Below are 20,067 nucleotides of genomic sequence, written 5' to 3'. Positions count from 1 at the left end.
CGATGCAGGCCTTTACCGTACACAAGGGGATTGTCGCGCCGCTGGATCGATCCAATGTCGACACCGACGCGATCATCCCGAAGCAGTACCTGAAATCGGTCAAGCGTACGGGCTTCGGGCCCAATGCCTTTGACGACTGGCGCTACCTGGACCCGGGCGAGCCCGGCATGGACAGCTCGCAGCGCCGTATCAACCCGGATTTCGTGCTCAACCAGGCGCCGTTCGACCAGGCAAGCATCCTGCTGGCACGCAAGAACTTCGGCTGCGGCTCCTCGCGCGAGCACGCGGTATGGGCGCTGACCGATTTCGGTTTTCGCGCGGTGATCGCGCCGTCGTTCGCGGATATCTTCTTCTCCAACAGCTGCAAGAACGGCCTGTTGCCGGTGGTGCTGGCCGAGGACGAGGTGCAGGCGCTGTTCGAGCAGGTCGAGGCGAACCCGGGCGCGCAGGTCGAGGTGAACCTGGAGGAGATGACCGTAACGGCGCCGGACGGTACCGTGTTCCGTTTCACGCTCGACGAGGACCGGCGCCACCGCCTGCTGAACGGCCTGGATGATATCGCCCTGACGCTGCAGTACGCCGATGACATCCGCGCCTTTGAGGAGCGCCAGCGCCGCGAATGGCCGTGGATGGCGGAGCACACGCAGGGCTGAATGGTGCCCCTTGTAGGAGGCCAGCCCTCTGGCCGATTGGGCCTGTCCTGGCGCCCCATCGGCCAGAGGGCTGGCCTCCTACAGGTAGAGAAGAAATTCGATTGATCTGATGGTTAGGAGAGGTTTGTGAGCCGAATTCTGGTATTGCCCGGGGACGGGATCGGGCCCGAGATCGTGGCCGAGGCGCTGAAGGTGCTGGAGCGTGTGGGCGAGATCGGCGGGCTGGATCTGGAGATCGAGCAGGGCCTGATCGGGGGCGCGGCGCACGATGCGGCCGGGCATCCCTATCCGGAGGCCACCCGCGAGGCGGCGCGCCGCGCCGACGCGATCCTGCTGGGCGCGGTCGGCGGCCCGCAGTACGAATCGCTGGAACGTGATCTCCGCCCCGAGCGTGGCCTGCTGGGTATCCGTTCTGACCTGGGCCTGTTCGCAAACCTGCGCCCGGCGATCCTGTATCCGCAGCTGGCCTCGGCCTCCACGCTGAAGCCGGAGGTGGTCAGCGGGCTGGATATCCTGATCGTGCGCGAGCTGACCGGCGGGATCTACTTCGGCCAGCCGCGCGGGATCGAGGAGCGCAACGGCGAGCGCTACGGCTTCAATACCGCCGCCTACAGCGAATCGGAGATCGAACGCATCGCGCGGGTCGGGTTCGAGGCCGCGATGAAGCGCGGCAAGCGTCTGTGCTCGGTGGACAAGGCCAACGTGCTGGAGGTCTCCGAGCTGTGGAGGGAGGTGGTCGAGCGTGTAGGGAAGGAATTCCCCGAGGTCGAGCTGTCTCACATGTATGTGGACAATGCAGCGATGCAGCTGGTGCGCGATCCCAAGCAGTTCGACGTGATGGTCACCGGCAACATGTTCGGCGACATTTTGTCCGATGCCGCGGCCATGCTGACCGGCTCCATCGGCATGCTGCCCTCGGCCTCGCTGAACAGCGAGGGGGTCGGTCTGTACGAGCCGATCCACGGCTCCGCGCCGGATATCGCCGGGCAGGGCAAGGCCAATCCGATGGCGACCGTGCTGTCCGTCGCGATGCTGCTGCGCCACAGCCTGAACCGCAATGACCTGGCCGAGCGTCTCGAGCAGGCCGTGGGCCGGGTGCTGGATCAGGGCCTGCGCACGCCGGACATCTTCGGCGAAGGCATGACGCTGGTGGGCACCCAGGGGATGGGTGATGCCCTGGTGGCCGCGCTGGAGAGCTAGGCGTTGTAGCCAATGATGCGTTTCGCTGCGCTCAACGCATCCTACGAGTATTACGAATAATCAATATCTTGAAGATAGAACTTAAACCGGGAATGAACGATGAGTGACCGCAAGTTTGACGTGGCCGTGGTGGGCGCAACCGGCGCCGTCGGCGAGACCCTGCTCTCCATCCTGGCAGAGCGCGACCTGCCGCTGGGGCGGGTGCATGCGCTGGCCAGTTCGCGCTCGGTCGGCAAGACGGTCGCCTTCGGCCGCCGCGAGCTGGAGGTGGAGGATCTGGCCACCTTCGATTTCTCCACCGTGCAGATCGGGCTGTTCTCGCCGGGGGCCTCGGTGTCCGCGGAATACGCGCCGAAGGCGGCCGCGGCCGGCTGCGTGGTGATCGACAACACCTCGCAGTTTCGCTACGACCCGGAGATCCCGCTGGTGGTGCCGGAGGTCAACCCTGAGGCCGTCTCCGGATACAAGAAGCACGGGATCATCGCGAACCCGAACTGCTCCACCATCCAGATGCTGGTGGCGCTGAAGCCGCTGCACGACGCGGTCGGCGTCGAGCGCATCAACGTCGCGACCTACCAGGCCGTCTCCGGCACCGGCAAGGATGCGATCGAGGAACTGGCGCACCAGACGGCGGCACTGCTGAACGGCCGCCCGGTTGAGTGCAACGTGTATCCCAAGCAGATCGCGTTCAACGCGCTGCCGCACATCGACGTCTTCCAGGACAACGGCTACACCAAGGAAGAGATGAAGATGGTCTGGGAGACCCGCAAGATCATGGGTGACGAGTCCATCCTGGTGAACCCGACCGCCGTGCGCATCCCGGTGTTCTACGGCCATTCCGAGGCCCTGCACATCGAGACCCGCGAGAAGATCAGCGCGGAGAAGGCGCGCGAGATCCTGTCTGCCGCGCCGGGGATCACGGTGCTCGACAAGCACGAGGACGGGGGCTATCCGACCGCCGTGACTGAGGGTTCTGGCAAGGACGCCGTGTTCGTCGGGCGTATCCGCGAGGACATCTCGCACCCGCGCGGGCTGGACCTGTGGGTGGTGTCGGACAACGTGCGCAAGGGGGCCGCGCTGAACACAATCCAGATCGCGGAGGTTTTGATCCGCGATTACCTGTGATTTAATCCGGGAAAACGCCGGGCATCGGCCCGGCACATTCGTGGCCAGGGGGTCGCCAGCCGTACCGGCAGGGGCGTTTAGGCCACGCGGCACTTTCAGGGGGAATTCGTGCGCAAGTTTCTGGTTGGGTTTTTGTTCTTGCTGCTGGTGGCCCCGGCGTCGTCTAGCTCCGTGGGCTTTGGTGAAGTCAACCTGCAATCCTTCCTGAATCAGCCCTTGCGGGCGGAGATTCCCTTGCGCGGCGCCTCGGGGGTCGCGGACTCCCTCCGCATTCGCCAGGCGTCCGAGGATGCGTACCGCCGTGCCGGTCTCAACCGCGGGAGTGTTCCGGGTGACCTGAACATCCAGCTGGATGGCGATCGCGTGATCCTGACCACCCGCCGGCCGGTGCGCGAACCGTACGTCGGGATTCTGCTGGAGGCGCGCTGGGATGGCGGGCGTGCCATGCGAGAGGTCTCCCTGCTGCTGGACCCGCCCGGGACCATGCCGTCCGGGGCCTCGGCACCTTCTGTGAGCCAGGCCGACGCCGCGGCACCGCGCACGCCCCGCGCCGGTGAAACCCTCCAGGTTCGCAGTGGCGATACGCTCTACGCGATCGTGCGCCGCAGCGGGATCTCCGGTTACAGCGACGAGCAGGCCATGCTCGCGTTCCTGGATGCCAATCCCCAGGCCTTTATCGGGAACAATATCAACGCACTCCGGGCGGACGCAGAGCTGCGCACGCCGTCGCGCGAGCAACTGGAGGCCCGCAGCGCCGCCGCGGCGCGCGCCGAGGTGGCCGACCAGACCCGCTCGTGGCAGGAGTCTACGCGCGCCGCGCGGGAAGAGCCCGAGCCGGCACCGGCCGATGACGCCGTGGCCGCCGCAGAAGATGACGTAGCGGTGGAGGACGACGCGGCCGCTGTCGAGGACGAGGAGACGGTCGCGGCCGAAGAGTCCGAGGCAGCGGCGGAGGATGACGCGGCTGCGGTCGCTGACACCGATACGGCGGCGGCCGAGGATGATCCGGCGGTTGCCGAGGAGTCCGTCGCCGACGAAGGGGTGGAGGACCGCCTGGAGATCGTGGCCGATCTGCTGCCGGAAGACGCCGAAGCCGGTGTGGCGCAGGGGGGTTCCGAGGAACTGCTCCAGGAGGCCCTGTTGTCCCAGCGCGCCGAGATGGAGGGGATGCGCGAGGAGCTCTCCGAACTGCGCGAAGAACTCGGGGAACGCGGTCGTCTGGCCGAGATCTCCAGCGAGAACATGGCCGAACTCGAGGAGCAGCTGAGCCAGCTTCGCGCCGAGCGCGAACAGCTGCGTACCCGCCTGGATCGCGCCGATGCGGAGCGGAACGCACCGCTGCACGAGCGCATCATGAATGACCCGCTGTTGCTGATGATGGCGATCGCACTGGTGGTCCTGCTGCTGCTGGTACTGCTGGCCTTTGCACGCGGCGGCCGGCGCGAGGTGATGGTGGACGAACGGGGTGCCGGCTTGAAGCCGCGCGCCGACAACAGCAAGGTTCAGGCGTCCGGCGTCGAATCGGCCGGCTATGAGGCGAAGGAAGTGGACCACACCGAAGGTTCGCATTCGGCGATGGCCGGTGCGGCGACCGGCGCCGCGGCCGGGACCATCATGGGGGCTGCCGCGGCCCGATCCGACGACGATACCGAAACCACGCAGGAGGAATCCGCGCATCCGCCGGCCGAACCGGAGGAAGAGGTGGGGGAAGTCGTGGTTGCCAGCACCAGCGAGGGTGCGGCGGGCATGGACGACGTCCTGGCCGAGGTGGATGTATGCCTGGCCTACGGCATGAATGATCAGGCCGTCGAGACGCTGAACGCGGCGCTCGAAACCAGTCCGGACAACAAGCAGTACCGGCTGAAGCTGGTCGAGGCCCATGCCGCGCTGGAAGACGAGGCGGGTGCGCGCGAGGCCGCGAATGCCCTGCGCGAGCGTCTGGGGCCGGACGACGACGAGATGCGCGATCGTCTTTCGGAGCTGGAATCTCGTCTCGGGAGTTCCGCGGGTTCGGCGGGAGATGCTCCGGCGGATTCGCTGGACGACGCGGTTGCGGGCGACGATTCGGACGCTGCCGATGCCGACGCGGACAGCAACGAGATCGACTTCTCCGGGCTGGACCTCCCGGACGTCGAGGTGTCGGACACCTCGGAGGCGACCGAAGGCACCCCGGCGGGCGACGATGAGGGCCTCTCGTTCGACATTGACGAGAACCTCGAGGACGACCTGGCCTCGGCGGCAGAGGCCGATCGCGGTGAAGCCGCGTCCGGTGACGACCTGAATGACCTGTCGTTTGATCTGGACGAGAGTGAACTGCCGGATCTGGATGCGCCGGCCAGCGGCGGGGACAGCGGCGAAACCGAGGACAGCGGTCTGTCGATGGACGAGGATCTGCAGGTTCCGGGTGAACCGTCGGCGGCGGCCGGGGATGAGGCAGGGACCGGAGACGACGAAAACGTGACCCGCCTGAGCCTGGCGCAGGCCTATGCCGATATGGGCGATGCGGAAGGGGCGCAGGAGCTGATCGACGAGGTCCTCGCCTCCGGCACGGACGAGCAGAAGCAGGAGGCCGAGGCGATCCGGAGCCAGATCCAGGGCTCCTGATCCTCGGGGTAGAGCCGGCCCTCCAGCAACGGATTGCATCTGCCGGCTTGCAGTGTACGGCCCCGCTCGGAGGCGCTCCGGGCGGGGCCTTTTGGTTTCGAGGAGGCTGGCGTGTGACCCCTGCCGAACGATCCAACATCGTGCGATCTGCTTCCCGGGAGGTTTCAGCCGCCGGGTTGGCGATCCTGGGTGTTGTGGCCGCCTCGGCCGCTCTGGTGCCGGCGGATCCGCTGGTGGTCGTCCTGGTGGCCGGCCTGTGCGCCGGGCTGGGGCTGACGGGTGGCGTGGAGTGGCGGCGCGCGGGTCGACTGATGCTGCGGCTCAAGTGGTTTTATCTGTCGCTTGCCGTGTTTTACGGGTTGTGGCCGGCACAAACGGGAGACGCGTTCCAGGGGCTGCAGGAGGCGGGCTGGCGGATTGTCGCGCTGATGCTCGTGGTCGTGCTGGTCGTGTGGTTGACGGGGCGGTTCTCGCGATCGGCGCTGGTGGGCGCGCTTGGTGCGCTCCTGGGCGGGCCGCGCCAGGTACTGGGGGGCTGGGGCGAGAGTTTCGCTCGGCGGCTGTTCCTGGCACTGGCCTTGTTCGAGGACGAGAAGGCCTCCGTCGAGCAGCGTCGCGCAGGCCTGCGTGGATCCCGCGGCGCACGGCTGCTGGCGGTCCGGGAGTGGCTGGTTGAGCGGCTGGACCAGGCGCTGGCGGGGGGGGCGGAGCTGCAACCGGAGGCCTGGAAGGCAGACGCGGGAGATGCGGAGGGAGGCGTGCCCTGGTGGGGCCTGGCCTGGCTCTGGGCGGGCGTGATGTTGGTCTGGGCGGCTTTGTTGGGGGGCTGGATTGAATAGCGAGCGAGAACGCGTGCATGGCGGAGTCGCGACGCCCGGGGCCGATGCGGACGCGATGGCACCCCAGCGCTGGGCGCTTGGCGTGGAATACGACGGACGCGGGCTGCTGGGCTGGCAGCGCCAGAAGGATGGGCCCAGCGTCCAGGGGCATCTGGAGGCGGCGCTGGGGTTCGTGGCGAATCATTCGGTGGAACTGGTCTGTGCCGGGCGCACGGATGCGGGGGTGCATGCCACGGCACAGGTGGTGCATTTCGATACGCCGGCCCGGCGCGAGCCCCATGCGTGGATTCTCGGGGCCAACAGCCGCCTCCCGGACGCGATTGCGGTGACCTGGGCGCAGGCGGTGCCCGCGACCTTCCATGCGCGGTTCAGCGCGTTCGGGCGGCGCTATCGCTATGTGATCGCGAACCGCGAGATTCGACCGGCGCTGGAAGCGGGGCGGGTGTCCTGGTGGCGCCGACCACTGGACGCCGAACGGATGCATCAGGCCGGCCAGGCCTTCGTTGGCGAGCAGGACTTCAGCAGCCTTCGGGCGGCGGCGTGCCAGGCGAAATCGCCGGTGCGTTGCGTGCATTCGCTGTCGGTACGCCGCCAGGGGCATTACGTGGTCCTTGATGTTCATGCGAATGCCTTTCTGCACCACATGGTGCGGAACATCGCGGGTGTGCTGCTGGCGGTCGGGGACGGCCGGGCCGATCCGGACTGGCCCCGGGAGGTGCTGGGGGCGCGGGATCGACGGGCTTCTGGTATCACGGCCCCGGCGGGCGGGCTTTATTTCGTGCATGTCGACTACCCTTCGGAGTTTGCGCTGCCGCTGGCCGCCGGACCGGTCGTCGATGGCCTTCCGGGGAATGGGGCGGGGTGATTACGGGAAAGCCGGGCCTGCGCTCGGGTTCTGGTAGGCTTGCGGCTGCGTTTTTCGAGATGGCGGGCATGCGCTACAGGGTCAAGATCTGCGGAATCACCACGGTGGAGCAGGCGCTTGCCGCGGCTCGGGCCGGGGCGGATGCGATCGGGCTGGTGTTTCACGCCCCGAGCCGGCGGGCCGTGGAGCCGGCGCAGGCGGCGGCGATTGCGGCCGCGCTGCCGCCGTTCGTGACCACGGTGGGGTTGTTCGTGGACCCCGAGCCTGCGCGTGTGGAACAGGTCCTGCGGATGGCAGGACTGGACTGCCTGCAGTTTCACGGGCACGAGAGCGCGACGGCCTGCGCGCGTTTCGGGCGGCCCTACCTGAAGGCGATCGCGATGGGGGACGGGGACGATCCGCGCTCGGCAATGGACGCGCATCCCGATGCCCAGGGGTTTCTCCTGGACAGCCACGGTGGCGGGCGCAGCGGCGGCTCGGGGCATCGCTTCGACTGGCAGCGTGTGCCCGATGCCCTGGAGCGGCCGTGGCTGCTGGCCGGGGGACTGGATGCAGACTCGGTGCGGGAGGCGCTGGAACACCTGCGCCCGTACGGGGTCGATGTGAGTTCCGGGGTGGAATCCGCGCCCGGGGTCAAGGATGCACGGCGCATGCGGGCCTTCGTGCGGGCCGTGCGCCAATGCGAGGTGGAGACTGATGAACAAGATTGACTGGGCGGCATTCCCGGATGCCCGCGGGCATTTCGGTCCGTATGGCGGGCGCTTCGTGTCCGAGACGCTGATGGGCGCGCTCGATGAACTGCAGCAGGTGTATGAGCGCTACATCGGGGATCCCGAGTTCATGGCGGAACTGGACCACGACCTGAAGCAGTTCGTCGGACGGCCGAACCCGCTGTATCACGCCGAGCGCCTGTCGCGGGAGCTCGGCGGCGCGCAGATCTACCTGAAGCGCGAGGACCTGAACCACACCGGTGCGCACAAGGTGAACAACACCATCGGGCAGGCGCTGCTGGCGAAGAAGCTGGGCAAGAAGCGGATCATTGCCGAGACTGGCGCCGGTCAGCACGGGGTGGCGACCGCGACCGTGGCCGCGCGTCTGGGGCTGGAATGCGTGATCTACATGGGCGAGGAGGACACCCGGCGGCAGTCCCAGAACGTCTATCGCATGCGCCTGCTGGGCGCTGAGGTGGTGGGGGTCAAATCCGGCACGCGCACGCTGAAGGATGCCCTGAACGAGGCGATGCGGGACTGGGTGACCAACGTCGACGACACCTTCTACATCATCGGTACGGTGGCCGGTCCACACCCCTACCCGGCGATGGTGCGCGACTTTCAGGCGGTGATCGGCCGCGAGGCGCGCGAGCAGCATCTGGCAATGACCGGCAAGCTGCCGGATACCCTGGTGGCCTGCGTGGGCGGGGGATCCAATGCGATCGGGCTGTTCCATCCGTTCCTGGGCGATGAGTCGGTGGCGATGATCGGGGTCGAGGCCGGCGGTGACGGGGTCGAGACGGGCCGGCATTCCGCGCCATTGTGCGCGGGCCAGCCGGGCGTGCTGCATGGCAACCGGACCTATCTGATGGAGGACGAGAACGGCCAGATCATCGGCACGCACTCGGTCTCAGCGGGGCTCGACTACCCGGGCGTGGGGCCGGAGCATGCGTGGCTCAAGGACATCGGCCGGGTCGATTACGTGTCGGTGACCGATGATCAGGCCCTGGCCGGATTCCACCGTCTGACCCGCACCGAGGGGATCATCCCGGCGCTGGAGACCAGTCACGCGATTGCCCATGTGCTGGACCTGGCCCCCGAGATGCGCCCTGACCAGAGCATCATCATCAATCTGTCCGGGCGCGGCGACAAGGACCTGAACACCGTGGCCGAACGCGAGGGGATTACGCTATGAGCCGAATCGAGCAGCGCTTTGCCGAACTGCGCAAACAGAACCGCGCCGCGTTGATCCCCTACGTTACGGCTGGCGATCCGGAGCCGGGCGCGACCGTACCCCTGATGCACGCGCTGGTGGAGGCCGGGGCCGACCTGATCGAGCTGGGGGTGCCGTTCTCGGATCCGATGGCCGATGGCCCGGTGATCCAGAAGGCCTGCGAACGCGCGCTGCGCTTCGGCACCGGCTTGCGCGACGTGCTGGCGATGGTGGCCGAGTTTCGCAAGTCCGACACCACCACGCCCGTGGTGCTGATGGGGTATCTGAACCCGGTGGAACGCATGGGTTACGACGCCTTTGCCGAGACCGCACAGGCGGCCGGCCTCGACGGGCTTCTGACGGTGGACCTGCCGCCGGAGGAAAGCGAGGACGTGGTCGGGTTGCTGGAACAGTCCGGGATCGATCCGATCTTCCTGATCGCGCCGACCACCTCGGAGACGCGTATCGACCATGTGGCGCGGGCCGCCCGCGGCTTCGTGTACTACGTGTCTCTGAAGGGCGTGACCGGCTCGCAGAGCCTGGATGTCTCGGCCCTGTCCGCGCGTCTGGACGGTCTGCGACGGCACACCGGGCTGCCGCTGGGAGTGGGCTTCGGCATCCGCGATGCCGAGACCGCCGCACAGGTGGCGCGGGTCGCCGATGCCGTGGTGGTGGGCAGTGCCATCGTGCGCCTGGCCGAGGAGCACGACGGAGACGGCGATGGTTTCGCCCGGGCGGCGGCGACCGTCGTCCGGGAGATGCGCAGTGCCATGGATGCGGCGCGCTCCCCGGGCGCGGCGGCCACGGTGTAGAATGCGCGGCGCCGATTCGGACTACGGGGAGACGGCATGAGCTGGTTCGAGAAGTTGATGCCTTCGCGCATCCGCACCGACAACGCGACCAAGCGCGGGGTCCCGGAGGGCCTGTGGGTCCGCTGCGAGGGCTGTGACGCGACGCTGTACCGCCCCGAGGTGGAGCGCAATCTCGACGTCTGCCCGAAGTGCGGCCATCACCGCCGGATGAGCGCCCGTCGGCGGCTCGAGACCTTCCTGGATGCCGAGGGCCGCGAGGAGATCGCGGCCGATATCGAATCCTCGGATGTGCTGAAATTCCGCGATTCCAAGAAGTACAAGGATCGCCTGGTGGCCGCCCAGAAGGCCACCGGCGAGCGTGACGCCCTGGTGGTCATGCAGGGGCAGTTGCTGGGCCGCCCGCTGGTGGCCTCCGCCTTCGATTTCCGCTTCATGGGGGGCTCCATGGGCTCCGCGGTGGGCGAGCGCTTCGTGCGCGGGGCCAATCGCTCCCTGGAGCAGGGCATCCCGCTGGTGTGCTTCAGCGCCTCTGGCGGGGCGCGTATGCAGGAGGCGCTGTTCTCGTTGCTGCAGATGGCCAAGACCAGTGCGGTGCTGGCGCGCCTGCAGGAAGAGCGCATCCCGTTCATCTCGGTGATGACGGATCCGACCATGGGCGGCGTCTCGGCCAGCCTGGCGATGCTGGGCGATCTCAACGTGGCCGAGCCGAACGCGCTGATCGGCTTTGCCGGACCGCGCGTGATCCAGCAGACCGTGCGCGAGACCCTGCCGGAAGGTTTTCAGCGATCGGAGTTCCTGTTGGAGCACGGTGCGATCGACATGATCGTGGACCGCCGTGACATGCGCAGCCGTCTGGCGACGGTGCTGGGCATGCTGACGCACGGGCCGGCGCCCGGGTCCGATGCGGGTGAGGAGGATGCCGAGGGGGCCGTCGAGGTGATCAGCCCCGAGAACGGGGCGGATGTGGAACGCGTCGACCCGCCGCGTTCCTCCTGAGGCGGCCGATGCGTTTCGCGACCCTGGCGGAGTGGCTCTCCTTCCAGGAGCAGCTCCACCCCGTGGGTATGGACCTGACACTCGAGCGTATTGCGCTGGTGGCCGACCGCCTCGGCCTGCGGGATGCCGATGGGCCGCGCACGGTGATCGTGGCCGGCACCAATGGCAAGGGCACGGTCGCCACGCGCACCGCGGCCCTGCTGCAGGCCCAGGGGCTGAAGGTCGGCCTGTTCACCTCTCCGCACCTGCTGCGCTACAACGAACGCATCCGCATCGACGGGGAACCCCTCTCCGACACTGCCCTGTGCCGGGCGTTCGAGGCCGTGGACCAGGCCCGTGGCGATGATTCCCTGACCTATTTCGAGTTTGGCGCGCTGGCGGCGGCCTGGCTGTTCCGTGATGCCGGGGTCACCGTGCAGGTGCTGGAGGTCGGACTGGGCGGGCGCCTGGATGCGGTCAATATCTGGGATGCCGATGTCGCCGCGATCACCGCGGTGGACCTGGATCATCAGACCTGGCTGGGTGACAGCCGTGAGGCGATCGGGCGCGAGAAGGCCGGCGTGATGCGCGCCGGACGGCCGGTGGTGCTGGGCGAACCGGAGCCGCCCGCCAGCGTGCTGGCGCATGCCGACCGCCTGGGGGCGCGGGCCGTTCGCAGCGGGCGTGACTTCACCCTGACGCGGTCCGGGGCGGTGCTGCAGTGGGTCTGGCAGGGGCAGTCCCGCGAATGGCGGCTCGCGGGCGTGGGCGCCCGGATCGACGGGGCGGCATTGCTGAACACGGCCACCGCGCTGGCGGTGGTCGAGAGCCTGGGGCGGGGCGCGGGCCTCACCGAAGCCGTGGTCCGCCAGGCGCTGGAGATTTCGGCGCCGGGCCGCCTGCAACGGCTGCGGGGCACGCCGGAATGGCTGCTGGACGTGGCCCATAACCTCCATGCGGTCGGGGAACTGGCGCGCTGGCTGGAGGCACACCCGGTCGATGGGCCGGTGGTCGCGCTCGTGGCGGTGATGGCGGACAAGGAGCGGACGGCCATGTGGCCCCTGCTGGAAGGCCTTGTCGATGCCTGGGTCCCGGTTCCGCTGGATCTGCCGCGGGCGTTGCCGGCTGGCTTGCTCGCCGACGAGCTGGAAGCGGCCGGGCAGGGGCCGGTATGTCGCGTGGACGGCGTCGATGGTGCGCTCAGCGAGGCCGCGCGCCGTGCCGGGCCACGGGGCAGGGTGGTGGTGTTCGGATCCTTCCACACCGTGGCGGCCGTCCTGGAACACGCGCCGGCGCTGGCCCCGGCGGCGTTGTCCGGTCGGGTGGAGCCTGACTGGCCGGATGGCGAGGCCGTGCATGCGGTCTGAAGGCCATGTCGCCATCTGGCATCGGCTTGCGACGGCAGCGCCAGCGGGCGTACTGTCATTGCAACGTGATGCTTCCCGGATCCCCGTGTCTTCCAGCCCCCGCCGTCGGATGAGCGCATGACCCGCGACAATCCCATTCGTTTTCGCCTGGTGGGCGCGGTCATCCTGATCGTGCTGGCGGTGATCTTTCTGCCCTGGCTTTTCGACGGGGCCGGTTACGAGTACATGAGCGGGATCGAGGACCCGGTGCCGCCGGCACCGACGTTTGCCGAACCGGACATCGCCCTGCCGTCGGAGCGGCCGACGCCGCGTCGGGAGGTGGCCCCGGCCGCGCCGACGGGTGAACGCGAGGGACCGGTGGCGGAACTGCACAGCCTGGATAACGGCGGGGAAGCCCGCGAGGATGCTGCGGAGCCACAACCGTCGGACGCGCGCCGCCTGGCGGAAGCGGACGAGCCGGTGCAGGCGGGCTGGGCGGTCCAGGTCGGGAGTTTCCGCGACGAGGACAACGCGCGCGAGCAGGCCGCCCGCCTGCGCGAGGCCGGCTGGCCGGCGTTTATCGATGACTCCACCGCGGATGGGCGTCCCATTTACCGCGTGAAGGTTGGACCTCTGGCGCAGCGCGAGGATGCGGTCAGCCTGGGGGAACGCCTGCAGGACGAGCTGGAGCTCTCCGGCATCGTGGTGGCCCACCCCTGATGGCCAGTCCAGGACGTCCCTGCGAGGAACGGATGGCTGCGGTAAACTACGCGCCCTTTCAGCACGTGACGCCGGCCCCGTGAACTGGATCGACCTCGTCATCATCGCCCTGATCGTCGTATCCGGGCTGATCAGCCTTTTCCGCGGCTTCGTGCGCGAGTCGTTCTCGCTTGCCACGTGGATCATCGGGGTGTGGCTGGGCATCCGCTATGCGGCGGAGGTCGCGGAGCAATTGCCGCAGGCGGTCTCCGACGCGACGCTGCGCCTGGGCATTGGTTTCGCACTGATCTTTATCGCCGTCCTGATCGTGGGCGGCATCCTCGGTGTGCTGGCGAATCGGCTGGTCAAGGGTAGCGGCCTGACCGGTACCGACCGCTCGCTGGGCGTGATCTTTGGCCTGCTGCGCGGGGTGCTGCTGGTGGCGGTCCTCGTCTTCCTGGCCTCGTTGACGCTGATGCCGGACGAACCCTGGTGGGAGAACAGCCGCCTGATCCCCGAGTTCGAACGCGTGGTGGACTGGCTGATCGCCCAGTTGCCGGAAGGCTGGCAGGAGCAGATCCATGACCTGCTGGCGAGCGACGAACCTGCCGAAGAAGTGATCCCCGACGGTAAACAGGGAAACACTGAGTAATGGACACGCTCGCGTTGGCACCCCAGGTTTTCCGAGACCAGGCGCGGTGCGCAGCCGGTAGTGGTTCTACCGGCAAGTGCCGCAACGCAGGATCGGGGAACCCGGGGTGCCAACCCCACAAATCATTCAATGCAGGGGCTCGGCCGCTTTTGTGCGCGCACAGCGTTGCGGCTCCCTTGTGCAGAATGACTGCACGGCAGTCACCGCGCCTTGTTCGCACGCAAAAGCGACTCGAGCGCGAGCGTGTCCATTACTCCGTGTTTCCCTAGCCGTAGACCTGGAGCCTGTAGCCGTATGTGTGGAGTTGTCGGAATCGTCGGGCGCAGCCCGGTGAACCAGCCCCTTTATGATGCCCTTCTGGTGCTGCAGCACCGCGGGCAGGACGCCGCAGGCATCGTGACCTGTGATGATGACGGCCGCCTGCACCTGCGCAAGGACAACGGGCTGGTCCGCGACGTCTTCAACAACCAGCACATGCAGAGCCTGACCGGGAACATGGGCATCGGGCATGTGCGGTATCCGACCGCGGGCTCGTCCAGTTCGGCCGAGGCGCAGCCGTTTTATGTGAACTCGCCGTTCGGGATCACGCTGGGGCACAACGGCAACCTGACCAACGCGCGCGAGCTGAAGCAGGCACTGTTCGCGACCGATCGTCGGCACATCAATACGGATTCGGACTCCGAGATCCTGCTGAATGTCTTTGCGCAGGAGCTGCTGCGCTTCCTGGACAATGGGCTGACCCCGGATGCGGTGTTCGATGCGGTGGAGCGGGTGCACCAGCGCGCGGAGGGGGCCTATGCGGTGGTCGCGATGATCGCTGGGCGTGGCCTGCTGGCGTTTCGCGATCCGCACGGCATCCGGCCCATTGTCTACGGCTCGCGCGAGTCCGAGGAGGGCGGACGCGAATGGATGGTCGCCTCGGAAAGCGCGGCACTGGAGTCCCAGGGTTTCGATCTGGAGCGCGACCTGGCGCCGGGCGAGGCGGTGTTCATCACGCCGGAGGGCGAGGTCAGCACGCGGGTATGCGCCGCCGAGACTCGTCTGAATCCCTGCATCTTCGAGCACGTGTACTTCGCCCGCCCGGACTCGGTGATCGACAATGTGTTCGTGCACCGCGCGCGCATGCGCATGGGCACCGCTCTCGGCGAGAAGATCCGGCGCATCTGGCCGGACCATGACATTGACGTGATCGTGCCGATTCCGGACACGGGCCGCACTGTTGCGCTGGAGATGGCGCACGAGCTGAACATCAAGTATCGCGAGGGGTTCATCAAGAACCGCTACATCGGGCGCACGTTCATCATGCCGGGCCAGACCAAGCGGCGGAAATCCGTGCGCCAGAAGCTGAACGCGATCTCGCTGGAGTTCCGGGGCAAGAACGTGATGCTGGTGGACGACTCGATCGTGCGTGGCACCACGTCGCGCGAGATTGTGATGATGGCCCGCGAGGCGGGTGCGAAGAAGGTCTATTTCGCCTCGGCCGCGCCACCGGTGCGCTACCCCAACGTGTACGGGATCGACATGCCGGCGGCCGAGGAACTGATCGCCCACGGCCGCGACGAAGAGCAGGTGTGCGAGGCGATCGCGGCCGACCGCCTGATCTACCAGGACCTGGAAGATCTGCAAAAGGCCGTACGCCGGGGCAACCGGAATATCGAGGCGTTCGATTGTTCGGTGTTTACCGGGGAGTACGTGACCGGGCTGCCCCCGGACTATCTGGAGCACCTGGCGGCCCTGCGCGGCGACGGGCTGGTGAACACGCCGGTGGCGGGCGAGGTACTGGATCTCGCCAACAAGAAGTAGACGCGAGGTGCTTGTGCCGAGTCTCCGCTGGATCGAACCCGTGGTGCGGGATGCCCGGGAACGGGCCCCGGATGCCGGCGATGTGCCTGTCGTGGTGGTGCGGGTGGACCAGCAACGCCTTTACGTCTGGGAGGGCGACCGGGTCACCGACATCTTCGACGTGTCCACGTCCGCGCGCGGGGTGGGGTTCGAGGAGGGAACCTACACCACACCGCTGGGGCTGCATCGGATCGCCGAGCGGTTTGGCGAGGACGCACCGCGCGGGACGATCTTCCGGGCCCGGGGTAACACCGGCCAGATCGCCGATATCCTGACCGAGCCGGGTGCCCGCAGCCCGCGCGACAACATCACCTCGCGCATTCTCTGGCTGGAGGGCCTGGAGCCGGGGATCAACCGGGGCGGCAACGTCGATTCGCAGCGCCGATACATCTACATCCATGGCACCGACGAGGAGGGGCGCATTGGCGAGCCGGCCTCGGAAGGCTGTGTGCGCATGCGCAACGACGAAGTGATCGAGTTGTTCCCCCGTCTGCCCAACCGGACGCTGGTCATGATCCTGGACGGCCCCGAGGTTCCTCGCCTCGGGTAGTGCGTTCGCGGCGCGCCGCGTCGCGCCCGTGCATGTCTCGTCCTGTGCTGGCCCGTGGCACCCCTCTCCGCAACCCCGCCGCGTCCGGTCAACCCAAGTACGTTCGTCCACGGCATTCTCGCCGGGAACTCCCGCGCCCCGGGTGGTTCTGAATACCTACGTTAGCATTCCGTGATCTTTGTTCATTCGCCTGCTAGAATAAGGGAATTATTCCCGACTAGTGGTGTCAACTAAGACGGGAATTATTCCTGACGGCTGTTGTCAGGAAATACGAATGGATGCCAGCCTGCGAACGGATGTCGAGCAGGACACATACTCAAGGTTATTCGGAGGCAGAAATCATGAAACTCTCAACCAAGGGCCGCTACGCGGTGACGGCCATGATGGATCTGGCGATTCACGACCGGATCGGGCCCGTGACGCTTGCCGACATCTCGCAGTGCCAGGGCATTTCGCTGTCCTATCTGGAACAGCTGTTCGCCAAGCTGCGCAAGGCCGACCTGGTGGAAGGTGTGCGTGGCCCGGGCGGTGGGTATCGCCTGGCCAAGCGTGCCGACCAGATCAGCATCGCGAATATCATTACCGCGGTGGACGAATCAGTGGATGTCACTCGTTGCAAGGGTCACAAGGACTGCCAGGACGGCGACCGCTGTCTGACCCACGAGCTGTGGGATGATCTGAGCCAGCAACTGTACGATTTCCTGGACGGGATTACCCTGGCGCAGTTCGCCAATCGTCCGGAGGTGCAGAAGGTGGCACGTCGCCAGGACGAGCGCCGCGGTGCACGGCACCACTTCATCTTCCGCAACGACGCGGCGTAACGCGCCACGCGGAGCGACCCGGTGAAACGGGTCGCGAACGGCCAACGGGGCTGACCGGTCCAACTGCACCGGTCGGCCCCGTTTTTTTGGCGCCCCCCTTGGGAGTGAGCGCGACGGTTATGCGTGCTCCCGGGCTGGCGGCGCGGCGGGCTTTCCGCGTGGAACCTGTCGCAGCAGGTCACGCAGGTGATCAAGTTGGTCCTTGCGCTGCTCCGGGGTCAGCGGCGCGAAGCGCTGGCGGTTGTAGACGCGGGCGAAGGTTGTCAGCGGTTGCGCGAGGTCCGGACGCGCCCGGCCGACGCGCCGGGTCCACGCATCCACCGGTTCGTGAGCCTGGCGCGCCAGGCTGCGGTCATGCCGTGCGATACGGTCGGATAGCCTTTGCAGCAGGCGATCGGCTGGGGAGCGCCGCTGGCGCGGTCGGCGCAGCCAGATCCAGACAAAGGCGATCAGCGCCAGGCTGCCGAATCCGACGCCCAGTGCGATCAGGACCGAGCGCCAGTCCCGCGGATCCAGTCCGAGGCGGGCGAAGAGCTCGCGCTGGCGCTCGGGGTCGAACGCCAGCACCCAGCTCTCCCAGCGAAAGCGCACGAAATCGCCCCAGTCCTCGAGACCGAAGCGCGCCCGCTGCAGCCACGACAGTCCCTCTCCGCGCAGGAGAAAGCCCGGTATTTCCTCCCCGGTGTCGCGGGCGAGGCCGGTCAGCCCCTGCTCGATCCGCTCGGGCGCGATGGCGGCGGTGGGGTCCACGCGTACCCAGCCTTCGCCATCCAGCCACACCTCGTTCCAGGCATGCGCGTCGGCATTGCGCAGGCGCAGGTATTCCCCGCGCGTTTGCCAGGCACCCCCCTGATACCCCGTGACGACGCGGGTGGGGATGCCGGCCGCCCGCATCAGCACGGCGAATGCGGAGGCGTAGTGCTCGCAGTAGCCGGCCTGGGTCTCGAACAGGAACTGGTCGGTGGTGTCGTCCTGCAGGCGCGGGGGCTGGAGGGTGTAGCGATAGGGTTCGCCGGCGAAACGGCGTAGCGCCTCCTGGATGATCGCGCGGTCGTCGTCGCCGTGGGTCGCGCGCCACAATGCGACCTCGGCACGCGAGCGGGGCGCGGCGGAGGGGGGCAGGTGCAGGGCGCGGGCGCGTTCCTGTGGGTCCAGTGATGGCTCGCCGGCGCCGGGCGGGGTGACAAGATCCGCCCCGGCGCTGTACTGGATGCGGCTGGTGATGCGGCGATCGCGCAGGACCTGGTGGTTCGCGCGCAGTTCGGCGTCCTCTGGCAGGGCGACGGGGTAGTCCAGCACGGGTAGATAGCGGGCGCGGGTCGGCTCGAGGGTGGCGGTGTAGCGGGTAACACGCTCGTCATCACCCGGTGCGGGGGCCTCGATCACGGACCGGTTTTCGTCGGCGGACCAGCGCCGACCGTCGAAATCGGTCATCACCAGGGCGCGCCAGTACTGCGCGCGCGGAGGGGGCACCGCGTCGGCGAATTCGACCCGCAGGGCGGTGGAGTCGTCCTGCAGCAGACTGGCGATGTCACCGGGATTGAGCTCGCCGGACAACCCGGTGCGGGCGCTCTCCTCGCGCTGCGGGTCTCCCCAGAGCGGACCTTCCACGCGCGGGAAGACGAAGAACAGGATCAGCATGAAGGGCAGGGCATGCAGCAGCATGGTCCCGGCCTGTCGCGCCAGTTGCTGGCGCGGGAGCGGACGCCCGGCGTGGACCTGGATCAGCGCGGCGGTGAGCAGGGCGGTCGCCAGGAGAGAGTAGCCGGCGATCAGGATGGACTGATCGAAGAAATAGGTGGTGACGACCACAAAATAGCCGAGGAACAGGGCGATCACGATGTCGCGTCGGTTGCGGGTCTCCAGCAGCTTGAAGGCGATCATGACGAGCAGCAGGGCGGTGCCGGCCTCCTGGCCGAACACGGTGCCGAACTGGGCAAAGGTCAGTCCGCCGGCGATCACGGCCAGCACGCTCATGACGGCCAGCGAGGGGGCAGCGCGTCCGGTGGCCAGCAGCCACGCCCGGGTGGCGATCGCGAGCACCACCAGCGCGGTGATCCACGGGGGCTGATGCCAGACGTGCGGCAGGGCAGCCACCGGCAACGCGACCAGGGCCAGGTCCAGGCCGCGCAGCTCGGCCCGCGGGTCCGCCGGGGTGGGCGCGGGTGTCATGAGCGGGGCTCCGGGTCGAGTTCGATGGGCTTGGTCCGAAACCCGGCAAGCGCCCGGAGGCAGGAATCCCGGTGGCTGACACCCTGGCCCGGTTCCAGGGTCTGGTCGGGCAGGCGCAGGCCGAAGAAACGACCCTCGGCATGGGCCGCCAGCACCTGATGGCACAGCATGGACAGGCGTGTCTCGGTATCCGGGGCGGGCATCGCGTCCCACTCCAGCCACAGGCGATCGCCCTGACCACTGGCGGCCTCGCGCACGTGGAGTTTTCCGCTGCGGGCAAAGGCCTTCCAGATAATGCGTCCGGGCGGGTCCCCGGGTCGGTAGGGGCGAATCTGGTCCGGGGCATCCCCCGCGTGGCCGGTGGAGGCGGGCGCCTCGTCTCCTCCGGTCCCGCCGAGTGTGGCGCCCGGGTCGATGGGGTCCGGATAGACCACGATCTCCGGGGTCAGCGTCAGCCAGGTCCAGGCCTCGAGGATGCCCAGCGGGTAGCGGGTGTCGAGCCGCTGGCGCGGCAGACGGTAGAGCCCTCGCGGCTGACCGGACAGTTCCAGGCGGGCGGTTTCGGCGCCCCGGCCCGGTACCGGAAACGGGCCCGTCGCCCGGTTGCCGACACGCAGCACCAGAGCCTCGCGGGCGCGCCCGTCTGTCTCGCTCAGGCGCAGCGGGATACCGAGTGGCTGGCCGGCAAAGACCGGCGGCACGGGCAGGGTGGCCACCTGCAGGCCGAGCAGGTTGCGGTGGGTGTACCACATGGCGTTGTGGCCGATGCCGACCAGCAGGAAGGTCAGCAGGAACGCCATGTTGTTGGAGTAGTTGATCGAACCCAGGAGCATCACCAGGAGGATCCCGAGCAGGGTGTAGCCGGCCCGCGTGGGCAGGATGTAGATGCGGTCTCGGCCCAGGCGGGCCGCCTGACCGTCGTGCGCGTGGCGGCGGGTGATCCAGCGGATCGCGTCGTCCCGCAGTCGCGCCATGCGGCCTCGCGCGCG

Annotated in this window: 18 protein-coding genes; 16 read left to right on the top strand and 2 right to left on the bottom strand. The window is 67.9% G+C overall.

The genetic code is table 11. The annotated features are described in order from the left end of the window. Positions 1-2 precede the first annotated feature (2 nt). The 16 genes from leuD to iscR all read left to right on the top strand — a co-directional run bounded on the left by leuD (position 3) and on the right by iscR (position 16,906). Complete coding sequence (gene leuD / locus D105_RS0103595) at positions 3-653, top strand: 3-isopropylmalate dehydratase small subunit (RefSeq protein ID WP_018877516.1); 651 nt, start codon at positions 3-5, stop codon at positions 651-653. 126 nt (positions 654-779) lie between these two features. Continuing rightward, on the top strand, positions 780-1,853 hold the full coding sequence (gene leuB / locus D105_RS0103590) for a 3-isopropylmalate dehydrogenase (protein ID WP_196800196.1): 1,074 nt from the start codon (positions 780-782) through the stop codon (positions 1,851-1,853). 99 nt (positions 1,854-1,952) lie between these two features. Further along, positions 1,953-2,978, top strand: coding sequence for an aspartate-semialdehyde dehydrogenase (locus D105_RS0103585; RefSeq protein WP_018875642.1), 1,026 nt, complete (start codon positions 1,953-1,955; stop codon positions 2,976-2,978). A 108-nt stretch (positions 2,979-3,086) separates the two neighbouring features. Next, the gene (locus D105_RS0103580; RefSeq protein WP_018877515.1) at positions 3,087-5,582 is read left to right on the top strand and encodes a FimV/HubP family polar landmark protein; all 2,496 of its coding nucleotides are present in this window, start codon (positions 3,087-3,089) and stop codon (positions 5,580-5,582) included. Positions 5,583-5,758: 176 nt separating this feature from the next. Next, a complete protein-coding gene (locus D105_RS0103575; protein ID WP_018877514.1) occupies positions 5,759-6,421 on the top strand; it encodes a hypothetical protein in 663 nt (220 codons plus the stop codon). 55 nt (positions 6,422-6,476) lie between these two features. Further along, positions 6,477-7,286, top strand: coding sequence for a tRNA pseudouridine(38-40) synthase TruA (gene truA, locus D105_RS0103570; RefSeq protein WP_018877513.1), 810 nt, complete (start codon positions 6,477-6,479; stop codon positions 7,284-7,286). A gap of 68 nt (positions 7,287-7,354) precedes the next feature. After that, on the top strand, positions 7,355-7,996 hold the full coding sequence (locus tag D105_RS0103565; RefSeq protein WP_026280401.1) for a phosphoribosylanthranilate isomerase: 642 nt from the start codon (positions 7,355-7,357) through the stop codon (positions 7,994-7,996). After that, positions 7,983-9,191, top strand: a complete 1,209-nt coding sequence (trpB, locus tag D105_RS0103560; RefSeq protein ID WP_018875636.1) for a tryptophan synthase subunit beta — start codon at positions 7,983-7,985, stop codon at positions 9,189-9,191. The genes D105_RS0103565 and trpB overlap by 14 nt, the downstream gene beginning before the upstream one ends. Further along, positions 9,188-10,021 (top strand): tryptophan synthase subunit alpha, encoded by an 834-nt coding sequence (gene trpA / locus D105_RS0103555; protein WP_018877511.1) that lies wholly within the window; start codon positions 9,188-9,190, stop codon positions 10,019-10,021. Before trpB ends, trpA begins: the two co-directional genes overlap by 4 nt. 36 nt (positions 10,022-10,057) lie before the next feature. Next, entirely contained in the window at positions 10,058-11,017 is a 960-nt protein-coding gene (gene accD, locus D105_RS0103550; protein WP_018877510.1) for an acetyl-CoA carboxylase, carboxyltransferase subunit beta, read from the top strand. Positions 11,018-11,025: 8 nt separating this feature from the next. Then, positions 11,026-12,363: a bifunctional tetrahydrofolate synthase/dihydrofolate synthase gene (gene folC, locus D105_RS0103545; RefSeq protein WP_018877509.1), complete on the top strand. Its 1,338-nt coding sequence runs from the start codon at positions 11,026-11,028 to the stop codon at positions 12,361-12,363. Between the two features lie 117 nt (positions 12,364-12,480). Beyond that, positions 12,481-13,062, top strand: a complete 582-nt coding sequence (locus D105_RS0103540; protein WP_018877508.1) for an SPOR domain-containing protein — start codon at positions 12,481-12,483, stop codon at positions 13,060-13,062. Between the two features lie 79 nt (positions 13,063-13,141). Further along, positions 13,142-13,693, top strand: a complete 552-nt coding sequence (locus D105_RS0103535) for a CvpA family protein (RefSeq protein WP_018877507.1) — start codon at positions 13,142-13,144, stop codon at positions 13,691-13,693. A 294-nt stretch (positions 13,694-13,987) separates the two neighbouring features. Then, the gene (gene purF / locus D105_RS0103530; RefSeq protein ID WP_018867051.1) at positions 13,988-15,496 is read left to right on the top strand and encodes an amidophosphoribosyltransferase; all 1,509 of its coding nucleotides are present in this window, start codon (positions 13,988-13,990) and stop codon (positions 15,494-15,496) included. A gap of 13 nt (positions 15,497-15,509) precedes the next feature. Further along, positions 15,510-16,085 (top strand): L,D-transpeptidase, encoded by a 576-nt coding sequence (locus tag D105_RS0103525; protein ID WP_018877506.1) that lies wholly within the window; start codon positions 15,510-15,512, stop codon positions 16,083-16,085. 341 nt (positions 16,086-16,426) lie between these two features. Next, positions 16,427-16,906, top strand: a complete 480-nt coding sequence (gene iscR, locus D105_RS0103520) for a Fe-S cluster assembly transcriptional regulator IscR (RefSeq protein WP_018145846.1) — start codon at positions 16,427-16,429, stop codon at positions 16,904-16,906. Between the two features lie 117 nt (positions 16,907-17,023). Here iscR and D105_RS0103515 read toward each other — a convergent pair whose 3' ends face one another. Further along, entirely contained in the window at positions 17,024-19,078 is a 2,055-nt protein-coding gene (locus tag D105_RS0103515; RefSeq protein ID WP_018877505.1) for a DUF3488 and transglutaminase-like domain-containing protein, read from the bottom strand. Then, positions 19,075-20,052, bottom strand: a complete 978-nt coding sequence (locus tag D105_RS0103510; protein WP_231366836.1) for a DUF58 domain-containing protein — start codon at positions 20,050-20,052, stop codon at positions 19,075-19,077. Before D105_RS0103510 ends, D105_RS0103515 begins: the two co-directional genes overlap by 4 nt. Positions 20,053-20,067 lie beyond the last annotated feature (15 nt).

Source organism: Thioalkalivibrio sp. ALE28, assembly GCF_000377425.1.
In the GTDB taxonomy this organism is placed as follows: Bacteria; Pseudomonadota; Gammaproteobacteria; order Ectothiorhodospirales; family Ectothiorhodospiraceae; genus Thioalkalivibrio.
This window is presented reverse-complemented; position numbering and strand designations above follow the sequence as displayed.